Genomic DNA, 24899 nt, shown 5'->3' with positions numbered 1-24899 from the left:
GACCATGGCTGAGGTCCTTCCCGTCTACTGGTACGTCATCATCGCCGTGCTCTGGCTCGGCTACCTGGCCCTCGAGGGCTTCGACCTCGGGGTCGGCATGCTCGTGCGCTTCTGGGCACGGGACGAGCCACGGCGCCGGGTGCTGCTGAACATCATCGGCCCCGTCTGGGAGGGCAACGAGGTGTGGCTGATCACCGCCGTCGGAGCCATGTTCGCGGCCTTCCCGTTCTGGTACGCGGCGGTGTTCTCCACCCTGTACCTGCCGATGCTCGTGATGCTGTTCGGTCTGATCCTGCGGGCGGTGTCCATCGAGTACCGCGGCAAGGCCGCCACCGACGCCGGCCGGGAGATCTGGACCTGGACCCTGGGCATCGGCTCGTTCCTGGCGGCCTTCATGGCCGGCGTGCTGCTCGTGCTGACGACGACCGGCCTGCCGCTGGACGCCAACGGGGACCGGGTGGGCGGCCCCTTCGTGTGGGTGACCGGCCCGGCGCTGCTCGGTGGTCTGGCCGTGGTCGGCTTCTCCCTGGCGCAGGCGTGGGCGTTCATCGGCCTGAAGACCGACGGCGCCCCCCGCCGGTCGGCCGCCCGCTTCCTGTCCACGTGGACCCCGCTGGCCGTGCTGCCGCTGCTGGTCTGGGCAGGGCTCGTGGTGGCCCGCGGCGACCGCCCGTGGACCTGGGCGCTGCTGGTGCTGGCCGTCGTGGCGGTGGCCGCGTCGGTGGTGGCCGCCCGGGCCGGCCGCGAGGGCCTGGCCTTCACGTCCCTGACGCTGGTTCTGGTGCTGGCGTGGACGGCGATCATGGTCACCCAGTACCCGGTCGTGCTGCCCTCCACGGTGGACCCGCAGTTCAGCCTCACCGCTCAGCTGGCCTCCTCCGGCCCGTACACCCTGGGCCTGATGGCCGTGATCTCCCTGATCTTCGTGCCCATCGTGCTGGCCTACACGGGGTGGTCCTACTGGATGTTCCGCCGCCGTCTGGCCGACACCCACATCCCGGAGGCCCACCTGGTGGAGCCTCTGTGAGCCCCAGCCGCCCCGCCGCCCCGGCCGTCGAGCGCTCCGCCTCGGCGGCCGGGCCGCCTCCGGGCCCGATCCGTCGGGCCCGGCCCCCGATGACCCCGGCCGCACGTCGGGCCCTGCCGGCCCTGCTGGCCCTCGCCGTACTGCGCGCGATCGGCTGGATCCTGCTCGCCGAATCCCTGGCCCGGCTGATCACCGGCCTGGCGATGACCCTGGACCCCGAGGACTCCGCCCGGCTGCTGGACCTGCTGTTCCACCCGCCGGCCCCCGTGGGCCCTGTGCCCGCCGCGCAGACCCTGAGCGGCCCCGTGCTGCTCGGGGCGGCCGGGGTGGCCCTGCGTGCCCTGGCGGAGGCGGGGCAGCGCGTGGTGGGCCGCCGCGCCGCGCTGGGGGCCCAGCAGCAGGTGCGGGCCGCCGTCGTCGCCCAACGGCTGGCCGCCGCCGACGGCGGACGCCCCCGTTCCGGCGCCGATGCCGTCCTGGTCACCCACGGCCTCAAGAGCCTGGACGACCACTACACCGAAGCCCTGCCCGCGCTGGCCGCCACCGCCGTGGTCCCGGCGGCCCTGGGCGTGTGGATCCTCACCCACGACCTCGTCTCCGCCGTGGTGGCCGCCATCACCCTGCCCCTGGTTCCCCTGTTCATGATCCTGGTGGGCCGCCACACCCAGGAGCGCATCGATGCCGCCCAGGACGGGCTCGACCGGCTGGCCGGGCACCTGCTGGAGCTCGCCCGCGGCCTGCCGGTGCTCGTCGGACTCCACCGGGCCGGCGTCCAGCGCCGCGCTCTGCAGGAGGTCTCCCAGCGGCACCACGCGGCCACGATGGTCACGCTGCGCACCGCATTCCTCTCGGGTCTCGCCCTCGAGCTGATCGCCTCCCTGTCCGTGGCTGTCATGGCGGTGTTCATCGGACTGCGCCTGGTGAACGGGCAGATGGCGCTTCTCGACGGCCTGGTGGTCCTCATCCTCGCCGCCGAGGTCTACCTGCCGCTGCGGGAGGTCGGCGCGGCCTTCCACGCCTCCGAGGACGGCCGGGAGGCCGAGTACCGCGCCCGGGCCGCGGCCGACGCCCCCGTCCCGGCCCCCGTGCTCGAGACGCTCGGGCCGGCCTCCGGACCGGACCGGGACGGCAGCGTCCTGGTGCAGGACCTGAGCGTCCGGCTGGCCGGACGGCAGGTGCTCGAGGGCCTCGACCTCACCGCGCTCCCGGGGCGCCTGACCGCGCTGGCCGGACCCTCCGGCACCGGCAAGTCCACCGTCCTGCGTCTGCTGGCCGGCCTGCTGCGCCAGGACGCCGCCGAGGCCACCGGCCGGGTCGCCGGCGTCGACCCGGAACGCACCCTCTGGATCGGGCAGCACCCCGTGCTGACCGAGCGCACGGTCGCCGGCGAACTGGACCTGGCCGCCGGGGGTGCGCTGCCCGGTCCCGTTCGCTCCGCCGTGCTGGCCGCCGTGGCGCTCGAGGGTCTCCAGGAGCGGGACCCGGCCGATCTGAGCCCGGGGGAGCGCCGGCGGGTCGCGGTCGCCCGCCTCCTGGCCCGCCTGCACGCCGCGGACGGGACTGGCCCGTGGCTCGTGCTCCTGGACGAGCCCACCGCCCACCTGGACGGCGCCGCGGCCGCCGTCGTCGCCGAGACCCTCGCGGCCCTGCCCTCCGGTGCGGTGCCCGGGCTGAGCACCCCGCAGTGCACCGTGCTGGCCGCCTCCCACGATCCCACCCTGCTGAGGGCCGCCGACGTCATCGTCCGGCTGACCCCCGGCGCCGGTCCGACCGCCGGATCCCCGGCCACGGCTGTGCCGGTCGCCGCCGTCCAGGGGCGTGCGCGGCCGGAGCCGGTCACCCCGCGACGGGTCTCGCTGCGGGCCGGACTGCGGCTGCTGCCGTGGCGGCAACCGAAGCTCTGGGCCGGCATCGGCTGGGCCGCCGGGACCCACGTGTCCGCGGCACTGCTGGCGGCACTGTCCGGCTGGCTGATCGTCACCGCCTCGACGCGGCCGCCGGTGCTCTACCTGCTGGCCGTGATCGTGCTCGTGCGCGGGTTCGGCCTGTCCCGGGCCGTGTTCCGCTACCTGGACCGGCTGACCACCCACGACGCCGTGTTCGGCTGGGCCACGGAGCTGCGGCTGCGCCTGTGGGACGCGCTGGGCCGTCAACCCCGGCTGTGGGGGCGGGTGGGCCGGACCGACGGCGCCCTGTCCCTGCTGGTCTCGGACGTGGACGCCTTTCGGGACGCGGTGCCCCGGGTGCTCGTGCCTGCCCCGGCGGCCCTGCTCGCCTGGCTGGCCACCGCCGCCCTGACCTGGGCGTTGGCCCCGGAGCTGGCGGTCGTGGCCCTGGTGCCCGGGGCGGTCGCCCTGGTGGTGATCCCCTCGCTGGTCGCCGTCCTGGACCGCCGCCAGACCGCGGCCCAGGTGCGAGGGCAGGGCGCGCTCGTCGACCGTGTGGCCGCCGTGCTGAACGCGGCCGGGGACCTGCGCGGGCTGGGGCTGACCGAGCCTGCGCTGAGGGGACTGGCGGTGCTGGACGACCGGCTGCAGCGTCCCCGCCGCCGGGCCGCGTGGGCCGCCGGCGGGGGCCGGGCGCTGGCGGTCGCGGCCTCCGGGGGGATCGCGGTGGCCGCGGCGGCCGCGGCGGCCCACACCGGCACCTCAGCGCCGGTCGCGGCCCTGGTGGTGCTGCTCGCACTCTCCTGGGCCGAGCCCTATGGGGCGCTGGCCGCCGCCGCCCAGCACTGGGGCACCCTGGCGGATCGGGCGCGGGCGACCGGCGAGCTGCTCGGCCCGGAGGAGGGCGGAGCTGCCGCGGCGCCGCCTGAGCCGGCGGAGGCCGCAGAGCCGGAGGCACGGGTGTGCCGCATGCGCCTGGCGGAGGCCGCCTTCGCCCACCCCGGTGCGCCGCCGCTGTGGACCGACCTGGAGCTCGACCTGGCCCCCGGGGACGTCGCCGTCGTCACCGGGCCCTCCGGGTCCGGGAAGTCGACCCTGCTGGCCGTGCTGCTGGGCTTCCTGCCCCTGACCGCCGGCCGGTACACGCTTGAGACCGTGCCCCCGACGCCCCAGCCGGACCCGGTCCGCCCGGACGTGACGGCGCTGGCCCGGGTCGCCTGGACCCCGCAGGACGCCCTGATCTTCGACTCCACGGTGCGCGGCAACCTCGCCCTGGCCCGCGGCGTCGCGGACGCCCCGTCCGACGCAGAGCTCACCGCCGCGCTCGAGCTGGTGGGACTGGGCCCGTGGCTGGCCGCCGCACCGCAGGGCCTGGACACGCGCGTCGGCCCAGGCGGGCAGCGGCTCTCAGGCGGGCAGCGTCAACGCCTGGCCGTGGCCCGGGCTCTCGTGGCCCGCGCCGATGTCGTGCTGCTGGACGAGCCGACCGCACACGTGGACGCCGACGAGGCACGCGCTCTCATGACGGATCTGCGCCAGGCCCTGATGGACAGGATCGTCGTGGCCGTCACCCATGACGGTAGGCTGCTTGAGGACGGGGACGTCCCTGTGCGGGTCGGCTGCTGAGGCCCCTGATCAGTCCGCGGACACGGCCACGGCGTCGTCCTCGGCGGGCGGGGCCGAGACGAGTTCGGGGGAGGCGCCGGCGCCGACGGCATCGATGCGCTGGTCCACGGGCACGCCCGAGCCGTCCCGGCGCCCGTATTCGATCGGCAGCGCGCGGGCCACGCCGGCCCGGGAGGCGGCGAGCGCGGGCGCGGCGCCGATCCAGCCGAGCACGAGGCCGCTCTCGCCCTTGAGCAGCCGGTGGGCGCGCACGCCGCCGGTGCCGCGGCCCTTGGCCGGATACTCACCGAGCGGCGTGACCTTGACGGAGCCCGGGGCCGAGCCGAGCACGTCCGCCTCGCCGTCCGTCACGGTCACCACGACGGCGGGCCGCGGGTGGGCCGCGGCGTCCGCACCGGTCTCGGTGATGGAGGCGGCGGGGGCCACCCCGAACGCGAGCACCGTGTCCCCGGCGGCCAGCCGGATGCCCGCGACACCGCCGCCGGCCGGGCCCTGGGGGCGCACGGCGGAGGCGGCGTAGCGCAGCAGCTGGCCCGTGCGGGTGAGGAAGACGAGCTGGTCGGCCTCGTCCGGGGCGGGGGCGGCGCCGACCACCGCGTCGCCGTCCTTCAGGGCGACGGCGTCGACGACCTGGCGGTTCAGGGGCCACTCCGGCCGGACGCGCTTGACGACCCCGTGGGCGGTGCCCAGTGCCATGACGGTGTCCAGGGGGACCAGGGCCACGAGCGTCTCGCCCTTGGCCAGGGGCACCAGGTCCGCGGCGGGGAGGGCCGCGGTCATCGCCGGGGCCGCGGACGGCTCGCCGGCCACCGGCAGGTCGACCGTCTGGAGGCGGTGCAGCGCGCCGGCGGAGGTGAGGGCCCCGATCTCGCCGCGGGCCGTCGTCGGGACCACGGAGGTGAAGGCGTCGTGTTTGCGGCGCCGGCCCTGCGGGGCGATCGGCGTGCGGTCCGCGGTGCGCAGCAGGCGTCCGGAGGTGGAGAGCAGGGCCCAGCACGCCGTGTCCGGGACCATCAGGTCCACCCCGGCCTCCGCGGCGCCGGCGGGGGTCGGCCCGGACGGCGCGGGCCCGGCGGCGGGGGCCGCGGCGGTCTCGGCCTCGAGCAGGACCGTGCGCCGGTCGTCGCCGTGCTCGTCGGCCACGGCCTGCAGCTCGGCCGAGACCACCTCACGCAGCCGCGCGTCGGAGGCGAGGATCGCCTCGAGCTCGGCGATCGCGGCCTGCAGCTCGTCGCGCTCGGCCTCCAGCTCGATGCGGGAGAATCTCGTCAGCTGGCGCAGCCGCAGCTCCAGGATGTGGTCGGCCTGCACCTGGGTGAGGTCGAAGACGCCCATGAGGCGGGTGCGCGCGGCCGCGGTGTCGTCCGAGGAACGGATGATCTCGATGACCTCGTCGATGTCCACGAGCGCCAGCAGCAGGCCCTCGACGAGGTGGAGACGGTCGCGGTGCTTGCCGAGGCGGTGCCCGGTGCGGCGCCGCACCACGTCCAGACGGTGGTCCACGTAGACCCGCAACAGGGGCAGCAGGCCCAGGGTCTGCGGCTGGCCGTCGACGAGCGCGACGTTGTTGATCCCGAACGTCTCCTCGAGCGGGGTGTGCCGGTACAGGGCGGCCAGCACGGCCTGGGGGTTGAACCCGGACTTGAGCTCGATCTGCAGGCGCAGCCCGTTCTTGCGGTCCGTCAGGTCCACGACGTCGGCGATGCCGCTGAGCTTCTTCGCGTCGACACCGGCCTTGATCCGCTCGATGACCTTCTCGGGGCCCACGCCGTACGGCAGCTCGGTGACGACCAGGCCGGTGCGACGCGGGGAGACCTGCTCCACGGCGACGGCGGCCCGCATGCGGAACGTGCCGCGGCCGGTCGCGTAGGCGTCGCGGACGCCGTCGAGCCCCACGATCCGGCCGCCCGAGGGCAGGTCGGGGCCGGGGATGTGGGCCATGATCGCCTCGAGGTCCGCCTCGGGGTCCGCGAGCAGGTGGCGCGCGCCCGCCACGACCTCGCGCAGGTTGTGCGGAGCCATGTTCGTGGCCATGCCGACGGCGATGCCGGTGGTGCCGTTGACGAGCAGGTTGGGGTAGGCGGCGGGCAGCACGGCCGGCTGCTGAAGCTGGTTGTCGTAGTTGGGGACGAAGTCCACGGTGCCCTCGTCGAGGTCCGCGGTGAGCGCCAGGGCGGCCGGGGCCATGCGGGCCTCCGTGTAGCGCGGAGCCGCGGGGCCGTCGTCGAGCGAGCCGAAGTTGCCGTGCCCGTCCACCACGGGCAGGCGCAGGGAGAACGGCTGGGCGAGGCGGACCATCGCGTCGTAGATCGCCGCGTCGCCGTGGGGGTGCAGCTTGCCCATCACCTCGCCCACCACACGGGCGGACTTCACGTGGCCGCGGTCCGGGCGCAGGCCCATGCGGGACATCATGTAGAGGATGCGCCGCTGCACCGGCTTGAGGCCGTCGCGGGCGTCCGGCAGGGCGCGCGAGTAGATCACCGAGTAGGCGTACTCGAGGAAGGACGCCTCCATCTCCTCGGAGACGTCGACGTCGACGATGTTCTCCTGCTCCAGCGGCAGCGGGCGCGGGGCGTCCTGCTCGGCGGGGCGGGAACGGGATGAACGGGCCATCATGGTGGTCGGGGAGTCCTCACGGCGTCGGGGATTGTCTACAGTGATCCTATGGGTGAGACTGAAGCCGACCGCGGATATCCCTCCCATTGGGAGGCCGATGTGGTGCTCCGTGACGGCGCCACGGCCCACCTGCGGCCCATCTCGCCCGAGGACGCCGCCGAGCTGCAGCGCATGCATGCCGGGCAGTCCGAGAACTCCATCTACCTGCGCTACTTCACGTACAAGTCCGAGCTGAGCGCCAAGGACCTGGACCGGTTCACCCACGTGGACCACCGGGACCGGGTGGCGTTCGTGATCACCCGCGGCGGCCGCCTGCTCGGCGTGGGCCGCTACGACCGGTACGGGGACTCCGACGCCGCGGAGGTCGCCTTCAACATCTCCGACGCCGCGCAGGGCCGCGGACTGGGCTCCATCCTCATGGAGCACCTGGCCGCGGCCGCCCGCGAGAACGGCATCCGCCGCTTCACCGCCGAGGTCCTGCCCGAGAACCGCAAGATGCTCTCGGTGTTCCAGGAGTCTGGCTTCGAGGTGACCCGCCGGTTCGAGGACGGCGTCGTGGCCGTCGAGTTCCCCATCGATCCCACCGCCCGGTGGCGCGCCGTCGTCGAGTCCCGCGAGCACCGGGCCGAGTCCCGCAGCGTCGCCGAACTGGTCGAGCCCGCCTCCGTGGCCGTGGTCGGCGCCTCCCGCGATCCGCAGGCCGTCGGCTCGCTCGTGCTGCGCCACGTCCTCGAGGCGGGCTTCACGGGCACCGTCCACGCCGTGAACCGCGCCGCCGAGGACGTCCAGGGCCTCACCGCCCACCGCTCCCTGGCCGACATCGGCGAGCCGGTCGACCTCGTCGTCGTCGCCGTGCCCGCCGACGAGGTCGAGGCCCTCATCCCCGAGGCCGCCGCGGCCGGGGCCCAGGGGCTCGTCGTCCTCACCTCGGGCTACGCCGACGCCGGCGCCGAGGGACTCGATGCCCAGCGCAGCCTGGTCTCCCTCGCCCGCGCCCACGGCATGCGCGTGATCGGCCCGGCCTCCACCGGTCTGGTCCGCACCGACCCCGCGATCCGCCTCAACGCCTCCCCGTCCCCGGGCCTGGCCCAACGCGGCCCCGTCGGCCTGTTCAGCCAGTCCGGCGCCGTCGGCGCCATGGTCTCCGCCGGCGTCAAGCGCCGCGGGGTGGGGATCTCCACCTCGATCAGCGCCGGCAACCGGGCGGACGTCTCGGGCAACGACGCCATGCAGTTCTTCGAGGCGGACCCCCACACCGCCGCCGTCGGCGTGTACCTGGAATCGTTCGGCAACCCGCGCAAGTTCTCCCGCATCGCCCGGCGGCTCTCCCGCACCAAGCCCGTCGTGGTGGTCCGCTCCGACGTCACCGGGCGCTTCCTGCCCCCGGGTCACGAGACCCGCACCACCCAGGCCCCCGAGGGCACCGTGGACTCGATGCTCGACCAGACCGGCGTGCTCGAGGCCCACACGCACGAGGCCATGCTCGACATCCTCATGGCCGTGGCCAGCCAGCCATTGCCCACGGGCCACCGCGTCGTGCTCGTCGCCGACTCGCTCGCCCTGGACCGGGTGGGCCGCGACGCCGCGGCCGAGGCCGGTCTGGAGGTCACGGCCACCGTCGGCCTCGTCGGCAGCGAGCAGGGCATCGCCCCGCCCGCCGAGGCGCTGGTCTCCGCCGTCCGGGACGCCGTCCGCCACGAGCAGGCCGACGCCGTCGTGGTGCTGGCCCGCCTCGGCCTGCACCAGGCGGACGACGAGCCGGAGCGGCTGGCCCACGCCCTCGCCGACGCGACCCGGGACGCCCGCATCCCCGTGCTCGGCTGCCTGACCGACGTCGTCTCCCCGCGCTACCGCGGCGCCACGCTCGGCGCCGCCGGGCCCGTCGACGACGACGCCGAGCCCGGCTCCCTGCAGCCCGGCCTGCCCTTCTACCCGTCGCCGCAGCAGGCCATGACCGTGCTCGGCGCTCTCGCGGACTACGTCCACTGGCGCCGCCAGGAGGTCGGCGAGCCGCTCGAGCCGACCGGCGTGCACCCGCACGAGGCCGAGGAGCTCGTGGAGGCGGCCGCCGCGCGCGCCGAGGGCACCGAGCTCGTCCGGCTCTCCGACGAGGAGACCGAGACGCTGCTGGGCCACTACGGGATCACCGTGCTGCCCTCGGCCCGGTTCGAGACCGCCGACGAGGCCGTGGCGGCCGCCGAGCGGCTCGGATTCCCCGTGGCACTCAAGGCCGTGGACCCCCACCTGCGGCACCGACTCGACCTGGGCGGCGTCCGCCTGAACGTGGTGGACGCCGACTCCCTGCGCCGCAACGTCGAGCACATGCGCCGTCTGCTCGCGCCGTTCGGCGTGCGCGAGCTCGAGGTCCAGGCCATGGCCCCCGCCGGGCAGGCCTGCATGCTCACGGCGCTCGAGGACCCGCTGCTGGGCCCCGTGGTCTCCTTCGGCATCGCCGGCGACGCCACGGACCTGCTGGGGGACTGGGTGCACCGCGTGCCCCCGCTCACGGACCGGGACGTGGCCCGCATGGTCCGCGCCCCCCGCGCCGCCGTGAAGCTGCGCGGCACCGGCGGGGTGCCCCCCGTCGACCTCGCCGCGCTCGAGGACCTCGTGGGCCGCGTCAGCGTCCTCAAGGACGACCTGCCACAGGTCGCCCGCCTGCGCTTCGCGCCCGTGCTGGCCGCCCCCGAAGGCGTGACGGTGCTGCAGGCCGAGGTGCACGTCGCCAACGCGGCCCGCCGCACCGACTCGGCCCGGCGCGCGCTGCGCGGCCGCTGACCGGGCTGCCCACAGCGGGCCCGGACGGCCCGGCACCGGACCCGTAGCATGGGGGACATGAGCCCGTTCCGCAGGAGTCACGAGCCCGGCCGTCCCGACCACCGCCCCGGCGCCCCCGAGGCCGAGGGCCGGCAGCGCGAGGCCCGCACCCTGGACGGCAGTGGCGGCCTCGACGCCTCGCTTGTCCGCGCCGGCTTCTACCCGGACCTCGTGGCGCACGCCATCGCCGTCGAGCTCGAGGGCCGCACCCCGGACGCGCACCTCGTCCACGTGGACACGCACTTCGACTACGAGGAGATCCACCGGCACATCACGGCCCTCGTGCTCGCCGGGGACACCCTGCTGGCCGTCCACCTCGACGACCACGCCGCCGACCCGGCCGGCCAGGCGGTCCTCGCCCAGGTCTCCACCGAGATGGTCCCGGTCCGCGCCCTCGGCTCCGTGGTCCTGACCACGGGCCACGCCGACCCCGCCCGCTTCCGGCCGTCCGACCCCGTGGCCGAGATGACCCTCGGGCTGTTGTGGGCCGGCGGCCAGCGCCTGGATCTGCAGCCCGCCGGCTGCGCCGACCCCCAGTGCGACCTCGACCACGGCTACACCGGCACCGCCACCCGTGAGGACCTCGTGATCCGCGTCGCCGCCGACGCCGACGGGCAGGGGGCCGTCGACGGCGCCCTGGCCTTCGCCCGGGCCCTGCGCCGCGCCCACCTGGCGGCCACCACGTGACGGGGCCCGCCCTCCCCGCGGGTGTGGTCCCCGCCGACCGTGCCCTGCGCTCCGTCCTGACCTCCGCCGCGGCCGCCCTCGGCGTCCCGGGCTGTGAGAACGCGCTCGCGGTCCCGGCGGGCCGCCGCGTGGTCGTCGCCCTGGTGGACGGCCTCGGACGGTCCCTGCTGAAGCGCTTCGGCGGCCACGCCCCCACGCTGCGCTCGGCGATGGCCGACGGCGGCCGCGTCCTCGAGGTGGCCGTGCCCACCACGACGGCCGCCTCCCTCACGAGCCTGGGCACCGGGCTGGACGTCGGGGAGCACGGCGTGGCCGGCTACGACGTGTTCGACCCGGACCGGGACGTGGTGATCAATCAGCTGGGCGGCTGGGACGAGGCCACCGACCCGGTGGGGTGGCAGCCGAAGCCCACCGTGTTCGAGCGTGCCGCCGCGGCCGGCGTGGACGCCGTCACGGTCTCGCTGCCCGCCTTCGAGCGTTCGGCCCTGACGCGGGCGGGGCTGCGCGGCGGCCGGTTTGTGGCCGGTCGCACCCTGATCGCCCGCGCCCAGGCCGCCGAACGCGCGCTGAAGGACGCCCGCGTGCCCACGCTCGTCTACTTCTACGTCAACGAGCTGGACAGGGCCGGCCACCGGGACGGCGTGGGCTCGGACCGGTGGCTGCACGCCCTCGAGGAGATCGACGCGGCGGTGCGGCGCCTGGTGGACCGCGTGCCCGCCGGGACGGTGGTGCTCGCCACCGGCGACCACGGCATGGTCGACGTGCCGCCGTCGCGCCGCGTGGACTACGCCGCCCTGGATGAGGCCGGGGAGCTCGCCGACGCCGCGCTGCTCGAGGGGGTCGCGCACACCGCGGGGGAGCCCCGCCTCGTGCAGCTGCACTTCCGGTCCGACGCGGGTCCGGACGTGCGCGCGAGGGTGCGGCGCGCCTGGGCCGAGCGCTACGGGGCGCACGCGTGGGTGCTCACGCGGGACGAGGCCGTCGACGCTGGCTGGTTCGGCGCCGTCGTCGAGGACCGGGTCCGTGCCCGCATCGGGGATCTGCTCGTCGCCGTGCACGGGGATCTGGCCCTCTACGACGGCCGGCGGGTGCCCCCGCACGCCTTCGAGATGGTGGGCCAGCACGGCGCGCCCACGCGCGCCGAGCGGGAGGTCCCGCTGCTCACCTGGCACCGCTGAGCCCGCCCCGGGGCCGGGCCGGGGTCAGTCGCCCTTGCGGCCGAAGACGATCTCGTCCCAGCTGGGCACGGACGCGCGGCGAGCGGCCGAGCGGGCCCGGGGGCGCGGCGTGACGGTCGGCATGGCAGGGCGCGCGGCACGCTCGCGGGGCGCGGGCTCCGCCCCCTCGTCCTCGACACCCGCGTCCGCGACCTCCGCGTCCGCGACGTCTGCGGCAGTGTCCTCGGCGCGGTCGATCTCGGCGGCCGGTTCCGGCTCGTCGACGACCGGGGCGTCGTCGGCGGTCGTCAGGGCCCCCTCGGCGTCGACCGGGGCGAGCCGCTCGGGCGCCTGGGCGGCCTCGCGCCGACTCCGGTCCTGGTGCTCGCGGGCGATCAGGTGGGCCAGCGCGTCATCCGACTCCAGGTCCGCGCCCACGCGCTGACCCCGGCGCACCCGCAGGATCTCCAGCAGGTCGGCGTCGCGGTCGGCGGCCGGGGAGTGCGCACCCGCGGGGGTCACGGCGTCCTCGGCGTCCACGTCGTCCGTCACCGGTTCGGCCGCGGGGGCGCGGGGCACCAGGTCCCAGGCCTCCGCCTCGGACAGGGCGCGGGCCCAGGCGTTCTCGGGTTCTAGGTGGCGTCCGGCCGGGCGGAACGTCCAGAGCGCCGGCGGCTCCTCGCGGGTGGGCAGACCCCTCGCGCCGGCCACGGCGAACCGGGCGGCCACGGTCCAGCCGGCCTGGTCCTCGCGCCACGCGTCCCACTCGAGGCTCGCCTCGTCCACGCCCAGCTCGGCGAGCCGGTGCGCGGCGAGCTCGCCGAGCGTCGTGGGGCCGCCGTCCTGGACGAGGTCCGAGTAGAGGTCGGGCCCGCCGACCCAGACCTCGACGGCGCGGGCCTGCCGGGCGATCCAGTCGCGCTCGGCCAGGACGGGGTGACCGTAGGTGCGGATGCGCGAGAAGGCGTTTCCACTCTCCCGGGCCACCTGCTCCACGGAGGCGCCCGCACGGATGCGCTGCTGGATCTCCCGGGGGGTGAGGGGCTCGGCCTCGTGGGTCGCGGCGGCCTTGATGGACTCCTGGTCGGTCAGCGGCGCCGGGGTCGGGCCGTCTGCGGTCTCATCGTCGGCCGCGGGCTGCGGGTCGATGCGGGGGGTGAGCGCGAGGTCCTCGTCCGGACGGGTCGGGCCGGAGGGCACGTCGGGAGCCCGCTCGCCCTCCTCCGCGGACTCGTCGGCGTGCCTCGCCGCGTCCACCGGCCCCTCGGCGTCCTCCTCGGCGACGTCCATCTCGGTCATGTCGTGCCAGGCCGCGGGGCCGTCCTCGGACCGTCGCACGGCCGCGGGCGCACCACCCTCGAGAACCAGCCGGCGCAGATAGGGGGAGAGAGCGAGCGTGTGCTCCTCACCCTCGGGCCCCGACAGGCGCAGCGCGTCGCCGTCCTCGGTGGGTCCGGTCAGTCGCAGCTCTGCCATGGCGGTGGTCCCTCCGACGTCGTGTTCTGGTCACCGGGCGTGCGGACGCCCGGCCGGGCATGCCCCGATCCTAGCCGCCGGGCCGCAGACCACGGCCCGGGCGAGGGACGAGCGGCCGCGGGAATCCGCCCTGGGCGAGCACGCCCGTCAACATTTGGCACGGGTTCGGCCATGGTGCACAATCTACGCGCAACGGCGCAGGCCGGTGATGCGTGGCCCGTCCACGACGCCGTCCGCGCAGTGCCGGCACCGGTCCCGGTGCCGTCCCCCACCAGCGGAGCGTGAAACCCCATGGCCACTGACTACGACGCCCCTCGCAAGAACGAGGAAGAGCTGAGCCAGAACTCCATCGAGGAGCTGAAGGCACGGCGCACGGACACCCAGTCCGCCGTCGTGGACGAGGACGAGGCGGAGGCCGCCGAGGAGTTCGAACTGCCTGGCGCCGACCTCTCGGGTGAAGAGCTGATGGTGCGGGTGCTGCCCGCCCAGTCGGATGAGTTCACCTGCGCCTCCTGCTTCCTGGTCCGCCATCGCTCGCAGGCCGCGCGTGAGAAGAACGGCCTGATCTACTGCACCGACTGCGAGGGCTGAGCCCCCGCCGCCGGGGCGGTCAGCGGTCCTCGGCCGCCCCCTCCTGCCGGGCCATGGCCCCGCCGAGGGCCGCGACCAGCTCCTCCGGACGCCGGGTGCTGGTCAGCCAGTAGGGCGTGCGGTCGCGCTCGTCGGTCAGCTGGATCCGCACGACGGGCGCGATCCAGCCGCGCAGGTTCACGAAGGCCAGCCCGTGCAGCAGCGGGCCGCGCTGGGCCCGGGCGTCCTCGCCGCGATACCCCGTGACCTGACCGACGTGGTGCCGTTCGATGCTGGCGCGGCCCACCTGGAGGGTGCGTTCGCGCACCACGATGCGCGGGGTGGTGGCCACCAGGAGCAGGGCCTCGACGGCGAAGAACACGACGGCGGCGGCGATGCCCAGCCCGAGGTCGATCGGCGCGAACACGAGGATCGTCAACGCCGCCAGCATGAGCGCCACGGCCCAGACCCCCGGGGAGGGCGTCAACCGCTCCTCGAACAGGACCGGATCGGGTCCCGCCGCAGCGCCCTCGGGGGCGCGGCGGGAGGCATCGGCGACGGGGTGCTGCTGGGGATCACGCATGGGTCCCAGCTTCCCACATCCGGACTCCGGTCCCGCCGCGCGGCACCGGCGAGGGCGCCCGCCCGACCGCCTCGACGCGGCCCCGGGCCGACGGGTGCTCGTGTAGGGTCGGGCCTCGTGACCGACTCCGCCGAGCTGCCCGTGCCCCTGCACGCCCTCGATCCGGGCCTGGCCCCGCCCGCCTACGCGCAGCCGGGCGACGCGGGCGCGGACCTGCGCACCGCCGTCGACGTGACCCTGGCCCCGGGCGAGCGCGCCCTGGTGCCGACCGGCGTGGCGTTGGCCATCCCGGAAGGCCACGCGGGGTTCGTGCACCCCCGCTCGGGTCTCGCGGTCCGTCGCGGCCTGACCATCGTCAACGCCCCGGGCACCATCGACGCCGGCTACCGCGGCGAGATCAAGGTGCCCCTGATCAACCTGGACCCGACCGAGCCGATCGTGCTGCGCCGCGGCGACCGGATCGCCCAGCTCGTGCTGCAGCCGGTCGTGCGCGCCCGCTTCGAGCCCGTGGACGTGCTGCCCGACTCCGAGCGCGGGGCCGGCGGCTTCGGCTCGACCGGCGGCTTCACCGCCGACACCACCCCTGGGAGGACGTCGTGATCTTCGGACGCAACCGCACCGTGCGCCACGAGCAGGTCAGCCTGCCGGACGAGCTGCTGGAGGAGCGCGACCTCGAGATCGCCGCCGCGCCGGCAACCGCCGACGTCGGTCCGCACGACGTCGCCACCCGCCCGGATCCCGCCGGCATGATCGACCTGGGGTCGCTGCGCCTGAGGGCCGTCCAGGGCATGAAGCTGCGCCTCGACGTCGAGGACGCGACGAAGCGGATCGTCGCCGCCACCATCAGCCTCGGACGCTCGGCCCTGCAGGTCCAGGCGTTCAGCGCCCCCCGTCGCACGGGTCTGTGGGACGACCTGCGCGCCGAGCTGCACGACTCCCTGTCGACCACGGCCCACGCGACCGTGCAGGAGCAGACCGGCCGTTTCGGCGTCGAGATCCTCACGCGCGTGCCGGCGGCGCTGCCGGACGGCTCGCCGGGGTGGAACGTCGCCCGGTTCGTGGGCGTGGACGGACCGCGCTGGTTCGTCCGCGGCGTGTTCCACGGCGAGGCCGCCTTCCAGCCGGAGGCCGCCGAGCCGCTGGAACAGGTGTTCTCCGACCTGGTCGTGGTGCGGGGCGACGAGCCGCTCCCGCCGCGCGAGCTGCTGCCCCTGCGTCCGCCGCCCAACGCGCGCCCGCTGCAGCGTCGTCGCCCGGCCCCGGACGAGGGCCGGGACGTGCTCGCGGACACCGCCGCCGGCCCGGGGGACGGCGCGGCACCGGAGGCCACCGGGCTGCCCGAGCGCGGTCCGGAGATCACGGAGATCCGGTGAGTCCCGCCGTCGCCCCCCGCCCGGTCGGGCCCGCCGGCCGCATCGAGCGCCGCGGCGTCATCGCCTCCGTCACGCTGCCCGGTGCGGACGAGGCGACCGTCTTCCGCGCGGCCCTGGCCGACCGCCTGCCCGCACCCGGGAGCATGGCGCCCGCCGAGACGCTGCAGCTGGTCTGGCACGGGCGGCGCCGCGTGCCCGGCGTCATGCCGGGGGAGTGGCTGACGGTCCGCGGCCGCGTCACCCAGATGGACGGCGTGCCCACCCTGCACAACCCCGAGTTCGACCTGGTCGACGCGCCCGGCGCCACGCTCTGAGCACGGCCCCGAGAGGAGAGCCCATGACCGAGCCGCACGGCCCCGCCACCGCCGCCCCGGACGGCGCCGGCCCCCTGCCGTCTCGAGCCCGTCTGGACGAGCGCGGCCGCCTCGACGCGCTGGGCAGCGTCGGTGGCTGGCGCGGCATCGTCGAGGCCTCCCTGCCCACCCTCGTCTACATGGTCGGCTACGTCGCCACCCAGCAGGTGTGGCCCTCCGGCGTGGCGGCCGTCGTGGTCGCACTCGTGCTGGGCGTCGCGCGCCTCGTCCAGCGCCAGTCGCCGGTCCAGGTGCTGGCCGGCCTCGCCGTCGTCGTCCTGTCCGTCGTGGTCTCCCTGACCACCGGCCAGGCCCGCGACTACTACCTGTGGGGCTTCGTCACCAACGCCGCCTATGGCCTCGCGTTCGCGGTGTCCGCCCTCGTGGGCTGGCCCGCGGCGGGCCTGGTGCTCGGCCTCGTGCGCGCCGAGGGAACCCGCTGGCGGGCCCACCGGCGTCGGCGCCGCGCCTACGCCGCGGCCACCTGGATCCTCGTGGCCGTGTTCGCGCTGCGCCTGGCGGTGCAGGTGCCCCTCTACCTCGGGGACGCCGTCACCGCGCTCGGGGTGGCCCGCCTGGTGATGGGCCTGCCGCTCTATGCCCTGGGGCTCTGGCTCGCCTGGTCCGTCAGCTCGCCCGGTCAGGACGACGGCGTGCCGGCGGACTCCGCCGCCTCCGAACGCCCCTGAACGCGGCCCTCGCCGACGAGGAGGCGACGCAGGGCCGGCTCGGCGGAGCTGGCGGCCAGGAAGAAGAGCTCATCGCCCACCTCCAGGACCTCGTCCGCCGACGCCTGCCGGGGGGCGCCGTCGCGCACGACCGCCACGAGCGGAGCCTCCTGCGGCCAGGACACGGTGCCGATGCGCCGGCCCTCGAGCCAGTGCTTTGCCGGGACCCGGAACTCGGACAGCGCCGCGCCGCCGGCCTCCAGCCTGAGCAGGCGCACGAGGTCCCCGGTCTCCACGGCCTCCTCCACGAGCGCCGTCATGATCGAGGGGGTGGACACGGCCACGTCCACGCCCCACGACTCGTCGAAGAGCCAGTCGTTGAGCGGGTTGTTGACGCGAGCCACGGTGCGGCCGACGCCGAACTCCGAGCGGCTCAGCAGGGAGCACACGAGGTTGACCCGGTCGTCGCCGGTCGCCGCGACGAGCACGTCCGCCTCCAGGGCGCCGCACTGCTCGAGCACGGTCAGGTCGCACGCATCCCCGAGGACGAGGCGTGCGCCGCCGACGTCGGCCTTGCGGGCCGCGTCCGTGCGCGCCTCGACGACGACCACCTCGTGGCCGTGCGCGTGCAGCTCCCGCGCGATGGAGGCGCCCACGGCGCCGGCTCCGGCGATGACGGCCCTCATGCCCGTCCCTCCTCGTCCTCGTCCGTGCCGTCCGGCACGCGTGCCTCGCCCTGCAGGGCGGCCTCCACCTGGTCCCGGCGGTCCACCGGGTAGACGGCGTGCAGCACGTCGCCCTCCTGCAGGCGGTCGCCCGGCCGGGGCAGCTGGCCGTCGCCGAGCCGGGTGAGGTAGGCGATGCGCATCCCCACCGTGGACTCGACGTCGGTCAGCCGACGGCCCCACCACGAAGAGTGGGGGACCAGCTCGGTCACGAGCAGCCGGCCGGAGGCGTCGCGGTGCTCCGCGTCGGCGGTGCCGGCCGGCAGCAGCCGGTGCAGCACCTGGTCGGCCGTCCACTGGATCGAGGCGACCGTGGGGATGCCGAGGCGCTGGTACAGCCGGGCCCGGTCGGCGTCGTAGATGCGCGCCACCACGTGGTCCACGTGGAAGGTCTCGCGGGCCACGCGGGCGGCGATGATGTTCGTGTTGTCGTCCGCGGTCACGGCCGCCAGGCCCTGCGCGCGGTCGATGCCGGCGGCGAGCAGCGCGGAGCGGTCGAAGCCCACGCCGGCCACGAGCTCGCCGGAGAAGCCGGGGGCCAGCCCCTCCACGGTCCGCGGGTCGCGGTCCACGAGGGCGACGCCGTGACCGGCCGCGTCCAGCGCGGCCGCCAACCGGGTGCCCACCCGTCCGCCGCCGACGATCACGTAGTGGGCCATGCCCGTCCCTGCCTCTCGTGCGGTGCTCCGTGCGCCGGGGAGCCGACGCGCGCTCCATCCTCGCATCCGGCGGGCACGTCCGGGAGCATCCGCGTCGCCGCGGCGCCCGGGCCCGGCGGGGGTACCGTGGTGCGGTGGCCACGCTGTCCTCCCTCCTGCGCCGCGGCCTCCTCGGTCGCCCCGTGACGTCGCACGCCGCCGACGAGCCCCGCATGAACCGGTGGCGGGCGCTGCCCGTGACGTCGTCGAACGCCCTGTCCTCCCTCGCCTACGCCCCGGACGAGGTCATCCTCACCCTGGTCGCGGCCGGCACGTCCGCGCTCGCGCTCGGACCCGCCGTCGGCTGGGCCGTCGTCGCGGTGATGCTGCTCATCGTCGTGTCCTTCCGCGCCGCGGTCGCCGCCGTTCCGCACGGCGGCATCTATCACATGGCCGGCACGAAGCTGGGCCCGAGGGCCGGCGTCGTCGCCTCGGCCGCACTCCTGCTGGACTTCGTGTTCACCGCCGCGGTCTCCGTGGCCGCCTTCGCCCACTTCGTGGCGGCGCTGGCCCCCGGACTCACCGTCGGCAGCCGCGTGCTGGTGGCCTCGGCCGCGCTCGTGGGCGTACTCCTGGCCGCGCTCCGCGGGGTGCGGCTGTCCCGGTGGGTGCTGCCCGTGCTCGTGAGCGTGTTCGTCGCCCTGACCGCGCTGCTCGTCCTGGCGGGCCTGTGGCAGGAGGGCCGTGGGCTGCTCGGCGCGGCGCCGACGGCCGGCTGGACGCAGGAGGGCGCCGGGGTCGGCGGGACCGTCGGCACCGTGGCGACGGCGCTGCTCGCCCTGCGCGCGTTCAGCGCGGGATCGGTGCTGCTCACCGGCGTCGAGGTGCCGGTCTCGAGCACCCGCCTGATGGCCCGGCCGGCCGTGCCCACGGTGCGGTGGGTGCTCACCGTGATGGCCCTCACCCTCGGCGCGCTGACCGTGGGCGTCATGCACCTGGCTCAGCGCACCGGCGTCGTCGTCGGGCTGGAGCTGGAGAACCTCCGGGACGCCGCGGGTGCCGAGGTCACGCCCGACCGCGCCCCCGCCCCCGTGCTCGCCCAGCTCGCGGACACCGTGTACGGCCCGGGCAGCATCCTGTCCGTCGCCACCATCGCGGCCACCGCCCTGCTCCTGCTGTTCGCGGCCAAGTCGGCGTTCCGCTCGTTCCCCGCCCTGGCCGCGCGCGTGGCCGAGGACGGCTACCTGCCCCGGCAGCTGAGGGTCCGCAGCGACCGGCTGGTGCACACGTGGAGCGTCCTCGGGATGGGGGCCGTGGCCCTCTCGCTCGTGCTGTTCTTCGAGGCCCGGACCGCCCTGCTCGTGCAGCTCTACGTCATCGGCGTGCTGCTGGCCTTCACGCTCGCGCAGGCCGGCATGCTGCGGCTGTGGCGCCGCCGGCTCGTGCACACACCGGGCGCCCGGGCCCGCGCGGCCGTCCGGCTGCGCCTGATCATCACGGCGGTGGCCTGGGTGGTCACGGCGCTGGCGGGCGTCGTCGTCCTGGTCACCCGCTTCACGCAGGGCGCGTGGGTGGCGCTGCTGGCGATCGTGCTCGGCTCGCTGGTGATGGGCCGGATCCGCCGCCACTACGCGGACGTGGACCGCGAGCTCGCACCGGACCCCCAGGACGACGCGCGGGCCCTGCCCTCGCGGGTCCACGTGGTGGTCGTCGTGACCACGCTGGACCGGCCGGCGCTGCGGGCGCTGGCCTACGCCCGCGCGTCGCGGCCGTCCTCCCTCGAGGCCGTCGTCGTGGACGCCGAGCGCGCCGCCACCCTGGAGGTGATCGACGCCTGGGAGCGTGCCGGCCTGCCGATGTCGCTCACCGTGATCGCCTCGCCCTACCGCGACACGGTGGCCCCCCTGGTGCGGCATGTGCGCGAGCACCGACGCCGCTCCCCGCGGGACCTGACCATGGTGTTCATCCCGGAGTACGTGGTCCGGCCGGGCTGGCGCACGCTCCTGCACAACCGGACCGCCACCCGCCAGACGCGGCGACTGCAGCGGGAGCCGGGCGTGATGGTGGGCTCGGTGCCGTGGCAGGTCCACGAGGGCCAGGGCTCTTGACCGCCCCGGCGCCCCCGGGGAGCGGCGGATGACGCCGTCCGACGGCGCGCCCACGATCGAGGCGACACAGCCGCATCGGTCTGCAAGGATGATGATGATCTGACCAGTCGATGCTCAGGGCAAGACCTGAAGCGCGCTGCGATGCGAGAGGAGCCAGACATGGCAGTCGTCGACACGTCCACAGACGTCACCGGGATCGGGAGGACCATCGAGGTGGAGGTCGGGGCCATGGCCCACGGCGGCCACTGCGTGGCCCGGCACGAGGGGCGGGTCGTCTTCGTGCGCCACGCCGTGCCCGGCGAGAAGGTCCGGGTGGCCCTGACCGAGGCCGAGGACGGGGCCCGCTTCTGGCGCGGCGACGTCGTGGAGGTGCTGCGGCCCTCCGAGTTCCGCCGCATCCACCAGTGGAAGCTCGCGGACATGCTGCGCGCCCACGCCTCGGGTCGCCCGCCCGTGGGCGGCGCCGAGTTCGGCCACATCGTGGTCCCGCACCAGCGCCGGCTCAAGGCCCAGGTCTTCCGGGACACGGTGCACCGCATCGCCGACCTCGCGGTGGAGCCGGAGGTGTGCTTCGCCGGCTCCGAGGACGAGCCCACCGGCCAGCGCTGGCGGACCCGGAACGCGTTCGCGGTGACCCCCCAGGGGCACATCGCGATGCACGCCTACCGTTCGGCGACCCTCCTACCCGTGCGCAACATGCCGCTCGGCGTGCCGGCCCTCGATGCGCTCGCCCTGTGGGACTGGGACTTCACCGGAGCCGCCCGCGTGGACGTCGCGACGCCGGCCTCCGGCTCCCGCCCCCTCGTGCTGGTGACGCCCACCCCGCAGACGCGGGCGGACGAGGTCAAGCTCGGCCGGCTGCGCACCCGGATCCGCCAGGCGGCCAATGCGTGCGGCGTGGACGTCTCCACCGGCCTGGCCCTGCCCGGCCCGAAGCAGTTCCAGCCGGTCAAGGTCGAGCGCATCACCGGCAAGACCTGGGTCGAGGAGACCGTGGAGTCCGAGCGCGGCGGCACCAAGCGCTTCCGCGTCACGGGTGACGGCTTCTGGCAGGTCCACCAGCACGCCCCGGCCACCCTCGTGGACGCGGTGCTCGAGGACGCGCGCGTCGAGCCGGGCCAGGTCGTGGCCGACCTCTACGGCGGCGCCGGCCTGTTCAGCGCGTACCTGGCGGACGCCGTGGGACCCGAGGGCCGCGTGTACTCGGTGGAGGCCTCCCGCCAGGCCTCGAAGGACGCCCGCCGCAACCTGCACGACCAGCCGCAGGCCTCGGTGCTCAACGGCCCCACGGACAAGGTGCTCGGCAGCTGGCTGAAGTACCCCGAGCGTCCCGTGGCGGACGGCGGCCTCGGCGGTGCCGCGCTGGACACCGTCGTCCTGGACCCGCCGCGGGCGGGCGCGGGGCGGCGGGCGATCGAGCGCATCCTCGCGCTCGAGCCGGGCCGCATCGTGTACGTCTCGTGCGACCCCGCCTCGTTCGCCCGCGACCTGGCGTGGCTGCGCGACGGCGGCTACGAGGTGGAGCGCGCCCGCGTGTTCGACCTCTACCCGGACACGCACCACCTCGAGTCGGTGACCGTGCTGGTGCCGGCCGCCCAGAGCGCCCCGGCCGCGGCCGTCGTCGAGATCTGACCCGGCATCCGCGCGGCGGCCTGCGGGCCGCCGCGCGCCATGCCCGCGTCACACGGGACCGGCGCGGTACCCTGGGACGCAGTGCGGCACCTGTGACGCAGACGACGCCCGTCCCGGACGGGGCGCGGTCCGCGGCCGCGGGTGACCACCCCCCACTGGACGAGCGCCCGGAGGAAACCGGGCGGGAAGAGGAGTCCTCTCGTGACCACCGTCGACAGCTTCGGCTCCAAGGGCGTCCTGGACGTCAAGGGCGCCGAGTATGAGATTTTCCGTCTGAACAAGGTCGAGGGGGCGCAGAAGCTGCCCTACTCCCTGAAGGTGCTGCTGGAGAACCTGCTGCGCACCGAGGACGGCGCCAACGTGACCGCCGACCAGATCAAGGCCCTGGCCGCCTGGGACCCGAACGCCCAGCCGGACACCGAGATCCAGTTCACGCCGGCGCGCGTGATCATGCAGGACTTCACCGGCGTGCCCTGCGTCGTGGACCTGGCCACCATGCGTGAGGCCATCCAGGACCTGGGTGGCGACCCGGAGCGCGTGAACCCGCTCTCCCCGGCCGAGCTCGTGATCGACCACTCCGTGCAGATCGACTCCTTCGGCAACGACGCCGCCATCGAGCGGAACATGGAGATCGAGTACGAGCGCAACGGCGAGCGCTACAAGTTCCTGCGCTGGGGCCAGACCGCCTTCGACGACTTCAAGGTCGTCCCCCCGGGCATGGGCATCGTCCACCAGGTCAACATCGAGAACCTGGCCCGCACCGTGATGACCCGCGAGGTCGACGGCGTGCTGCGCGCCTACCCGGACTCCTGCGTCGGCACCGACTCGCACACCACCATGGTCAACGGCCTGGGCGTGCTCGGCTGGGGCGTCGGCGGCATCGAGGCCGAGGCCGCGATGCTCGGCCAGCCCGTGTCCATGCTGATCCCGCGGGTCGTGGGCTTCAAGCTGACCGGCAGCATCCCGTCCGGCGCCACCGCGACCGACGTCGTGCTGACCATCACCGAGATGCTCCGCCAGCACGGCGTGGTCGGCAAGTTCGTCGAGTTCTACGGCGAGGGCGTCGGCTCCGTGCCCCTGGCCAACCGCGCCACCATCGGCAACATGTCGCCCGAGTTCGGCTCCACCGCCGCCATGTTCCCGATCGACGAGGTCACCCTCGACTACCTGCGCCTGACCGGTCGCTCCGAGGAGCAGGTCGCCCTCGTGGAGGCGTATACCAAGGAGCAGGGGATGTGGCACGACCCGTCCTCCGAGGTCGCCTACTCCGAGTACCTCGAGCTGGACCTGTCCACCGTGGTGCCCTCCATCTCCGGCCCGAAGCGCCCCCAGGACCGCATCGAGCTCACCGACTCCAAGGACCAGTTCCGCAAGGACCTGCACAACTACGCCACGCAGGACGAGGCCGGCAAGGGCCGCCCGTCCAAGCTCGTGGACGTGGCCATGGCGGACGGCCGCCAGTTCCAGCTGGACCACGGCGCCGTGTCCATCGCCTCGATCACCTCGTGCACCAACACGTCCAACCCGTCCGTGATGATGGCGGCCGGCGTGCTGGCCCGCAACGCGGTCGCCAAGGGCCTGAAGTCCAAGCCGTGGGTGAAGACCTCCGTGGCCCCGGGCTCCCGCGTGGTGACGGACTACTACGAGAAGTCCGGGCTGCGCGAGTCCCTCAACGACCTCGGCTTCAACGTGGTCGGCTACGGCTGCACCACCTGCATCGGCAACTCCGGCCCGCTGGAGTCCGAGATCTCCGAGGCCATCCAGGAGAACGACCTGTCCGTGACCGCGGTGCTCTCCGGCAACCGCAACTTCGAGGGCCGCATCAACCCGGACGTGAAGATGAACTACCTGGCCTCCCCGCCGCTGGTGGTCGCCTACGCCCTGGCCGGCACCATGGACTTCGACTTCGAGAACGAGGCCCTGGGCCAGGACACCGAGGGCAACGACGTCTTCCTCAAGGACATCTGGCCGGACCCGACCGAGGTCCAGAAGATCATCGACGCGTCGATCGACACCGAGATGTTCACCTCGCAGTACGCCACGATCTTCGACGGCGACGAGCGCTGGCAGTCCCTGGAGACCCCCTCGGGCTCCACCTTCGAGTGGGACGAGAAGTCCACCTACGTGCGCAAGCCCCCGTACTTCGAGGGCATGACCATGCAGCCGGACCCGGTGTCGGACATCTCCGGCGCCCGCGTCCTGCTCAAGCTGGGCGACTCCGTGACCACGGACCACATCTCCCCGGCCGGCTCCTTCAAGTCGGACACCCCGGCGGGCCGCTACCTGCTGGAGAACGGCGTGCAGCGCAAGGACTTCAACTCCTACGGCTCCCGTCGTGGCAACCACGAGGTGATGATCCGCGGCACGTTCGCGAACATCCGCATCAAGAACCAGCTGCTCGACGGCGTGGAGGGCGGCTTCACCCGTGACTTCACCCAGGAGGGCGCCCCGCAGGCCTACGTGTACGACGCGGCGCAGAACTACGCCGAGCAGGGCACCCCGCTGGTGGTCCTGGGCGGCAAGGAGTACGGCTCCGGCTCCTCCCGTGACTGGGCGGCCAAGGGCACCGCGCTCCTGGGCGTCAAGGCCGTGATCACCGAGTCCTTCGAGCGCATCCACCGCTCGAACCTCATCGGCATGGGCGTGCTGCCGCTGCAGTTCCCCGAGGGTGAGAACGCCGACTCGCTGGGCCTGACCGGCACCGAGACCTTCGACATCTCCGGCATCACCGCCCTCAACGAGGGCACCACGCCGAAGACCGTGAAGGTCACGGCCACCGGTGAGGACGGCAGGGTCACCGAGTTCGACGCGGTCGTCCGCATCGACACCCCCGGTGAGGCCGAGTACTACCGCAACGGCGGCATCCTGCAGTACGTGCTCCGTCAGATCGCCGCGAAGGCCTGATCCACGGGACACCGCCCGCGCGCGGGCACCACGACGACGGCGGCCCGGCGGCC

The 24899-nt window shown here is 74.9% G+C and carries 18 protein-coding genes; 13 read left to right on the top strand and 5 right to left on the bottom strand.

The features are described from left to right. The first annotated feature begins 4 nt into the window (after positions 1-4). Positions 5-1027: a cytochrome d ubiquinol oxidase subunit II gene (gene cydB / locus ACFI33_RS09790; RefSeq protein ID WP_036314110.1), complete on the top strand. Its 1023-nt coding sequence runs from the start codon at positions 5-7 to the stop codon at positions 1025-1027. After that, entirely contained in the window at positions 1024-4539 is a 3516-nt protein-coding gene (cydC, locus tag ACFI33_RS09785) for a thiol reductant ABC exporter subunit CydC (RefSeq protein WP_148408292.1), read from the top strand. The genes cydB and cydC overlap by 4 nt, the downstream gene beginning before the upstream one ends. Before the next feature lie 9 nt (positions 4540-4548). Here cydC and ACFI33_RS09780 read toward each other — a convergent pair whose 3' ends face one another. After that, entirely contained in the window at positions 4549-7155 is a 2607-nt protein-coding gene (locus ACFI33_RS09780) for a DNA gyrase/topoisomerase IV subunit A (RefSeq protein WP_363931798.1), read from the bottom strand. A 48-nt stretch (positions 7156-7203) separates the two neighbouring features. Between ACFI33_RS09780 and ACFI33_RS09775 the strand changes: the two genes are divergently transcribed. The 3 genes from ACFI33_RS09775 to ACFI33_RS09765 are packed head-to-tail and all read left to right on the top strand — an operon-like array spanning position 7204 to position 11837. Continuing rightward, on the top strand, positions 7204-9933 hold the full coding sequence (locus tag ACFI33_RS09775) for a bifunctional acetate--CoA ligase family protein/GNAT family N-acetyltransferase (RefSeq protein ID WP_152743529.1): 2730 nt from the start codon (positions 7204-7206) through the stop codon (positions 9931-9933). A gap of 57 nt (positions 9934-9990) precedes the next feature. Continuing rightward, positions 9991-10659 carry a DUF5998 family protein gene (locus tag ACFI33_RS09770; RefSeq protein ID WP_152743530.1) on the top strand — a complete coding sequence of 223 codons (669 nt, stop codon included), beginning with the start codon at positions 9991-9993 and terminating at the stop codon, positions 10657-10659. Next, positions 10656-11837 carry an alkaline phosphatase family protein gene (locus tag ACFI33_RS09765; protein WP_363931804.1) on the top strand — a complete coding sequence of 394 codons (1182 nt, stop codon included), beginning with the start codon at positions 10656-10658 and terminating at the stop codon, positions 11835-11837. Before ACFI33_RS09770 ends, ACFI33_RS09765 begins: the two co-directional genes overlap by 4 nt. Positions 11838-11861: 24 nt before the next feature. Here ACFI33_RS09765 and sepH read toward each other — a convergent pair whose 3' ends face one another. Further along, positions 11862-13292, bottom strand: coding sequence for a septation protein SepH (gene sepH / locus ACFI33_RS09760; RefSeq protein ID WP_462623975.1), 1431 nt, complete (start codon positions 13290-13292; stop codon positions 11862-11864). Positions 13293-13583: 291 nt separating this feature from the next. On the opposite strand from sepH, the gene ACFI33_RS09755 reads away from it, so the two are divergent. Then, entirely contained in the window at positions 13584-13883 is a 300-nt protein-coding gene (locus ACFI33_RS09755) for a DUF4193 domain-containing protein (protein ID WP_012750908.1), read from the top strand. Positions 13884-13902: 19 nt separating this feature from the next. Here ACFI33_RS09755 and ACFI33_RS09750 read toward each other — a convergent pair whose 3' ends face one another. Beyond that, entirely contained in the window at positions 13903-14445 is a 543-nt protein-coding gene (locus ACFI33_RS09750) for a DUF3093 domain-containing protein (RefSeq protein WP_010078548.1), read from the bottom strand. Positions 14446-14562: 117 nt separating this feature from the next. Between ACFI33_RS09750 and dut the strand changes: the two genes are divergently transcribed. Genes dut through ACFI33_RS09730 form a run of 4 tightly spaced genes read left to right on the top strand, consistent with a single transcriptional unit; the run spans position 14563 to position 16860 of the window. After that, entirely contained in the window at positions 14563-15045 is a 483-nt protein-coding gene (dut, locus tag ACFI33_RS09745) for a dUTP diphosphatase (protein WP_010078549.1), read from the top strand. Beyond that, positions 15042-15818 (top strand): DUF3710 domain-containing protein, encoded by a 777-nt coding sequence (locus ACFI33_RS09740; RefSeq protein ID WP_036314124.1) that lies wholly within the window; start codon positions 15042-15044, stop codon positions 15816-15818. Before dut ends, ACFI33_RS09740 begins: the two co-directional genes overlap by 4 nt. Beyond that, positions 15815-16132 (top strand): single stranded DNA-binding domain-containing protein, encoded by a 318-nt coding sequence (locus tag ACFI33_RS09735; RefSeq protein WP_036314126.1) that lies wholly within the window; start codon positions 15815-15817, stop codon positions 16130-16132. The genes ACFI33_RS09740 and ACFI33_RS09735 overlap by 4 nt, the downstream gene beginning before the upstream one ends. Before the next feature lie 23 nt (positions 16133-16155). Beyond that, the gene (locus tag ACFI33_RS09730) at positions 16156-16860 is read left to right on the top strand and encodes a DUF3159 domain-containing protein (protein WP_010078552.1); all 705 of its coding nucleotides are present in this window, start codon (positions 16156-16158) and stop codon (positions 16858-16860) included. Here ACFI33_RS09730 and ACFI33_RS09725 read toward each other — a convergent pair. Further along, on the bottom strand, positions 16812-17525 hold the full coding sequence (locus ACFI33_RS09725; protein ID WP_462623974.1) for a potassium channel family protein: 714 nt from the start codon (positions 17523-17525) through the stop codon (positions 16812-16814). The genes ACFI33_RS09730 and ACFI33_RS09725 overlap by 49 nt on opposite strands. Continuing rightward, entirely contained in the window at positions 17522-18223 is a 702-nt protein-coding gene (locus ACFI33_RS09720) for a potassium channel family protein (RefSeq protein ID WP_020625081.1), read from the bottom strand. The genes ACFI33_RS09725 and ACFI33_RS09720 overlap by 4 nt, the downstream gene beginning before the upstream one ends. Positions 18224-18357: 134 nt before the next feature. On the opposite strand from ACFI33_RS09720, the gene ACFI33_RS09715 reads away from it, so the two are divergent. The 3 genes from ACFI33_RS09715 to acnA all read left to right on the top strand — a co-directional run bounded on the left by ACFI33_RS09715 (position 18358) and on the right by acnA (position 24846). Then, on the top strand, positions 18358-20310 hold the full coding sequence (locus ACFI33_RS09715) for an APC family permease (RefSeq protein WP_049147139.1): 1953 nt from the start codon (positions 18358-18360) through the stop codon (positions 20308-20310). Positions 20311-20469: 159 nt separating this feature from the next. Then, entirely contained in the window at positions 20470-21942 is a 1473-nt protein-coding gene (locus ACFI33_RS09710) for a class I SAM-dependent RNA methyltransferase (RefSeq protein WP_020625083.1), read from the top strand. 201 nt (positions 21943-22143) lie between these two features. After that, positions 22144-24846, top strand: a complete 2703-nt coding sequence (acnA, locus tag ACFI33_RS09705; RefSeq protein WP_065423791.1) for an aconitate hydratase AcnA — start codon at positions 22144-22146, stop codon at positions 24844-24846. Positions 24847-24899: the final 53 nt, after the last annotated feature.

The organism is Micrococcus sp. PSi08 (assembly GCF_054960655.1).
The sequence above is the reverse complement of the archived record's forward strand: the minus strand, read 5'-3'. Positions and strand labels throughout refer to the sequence as shown.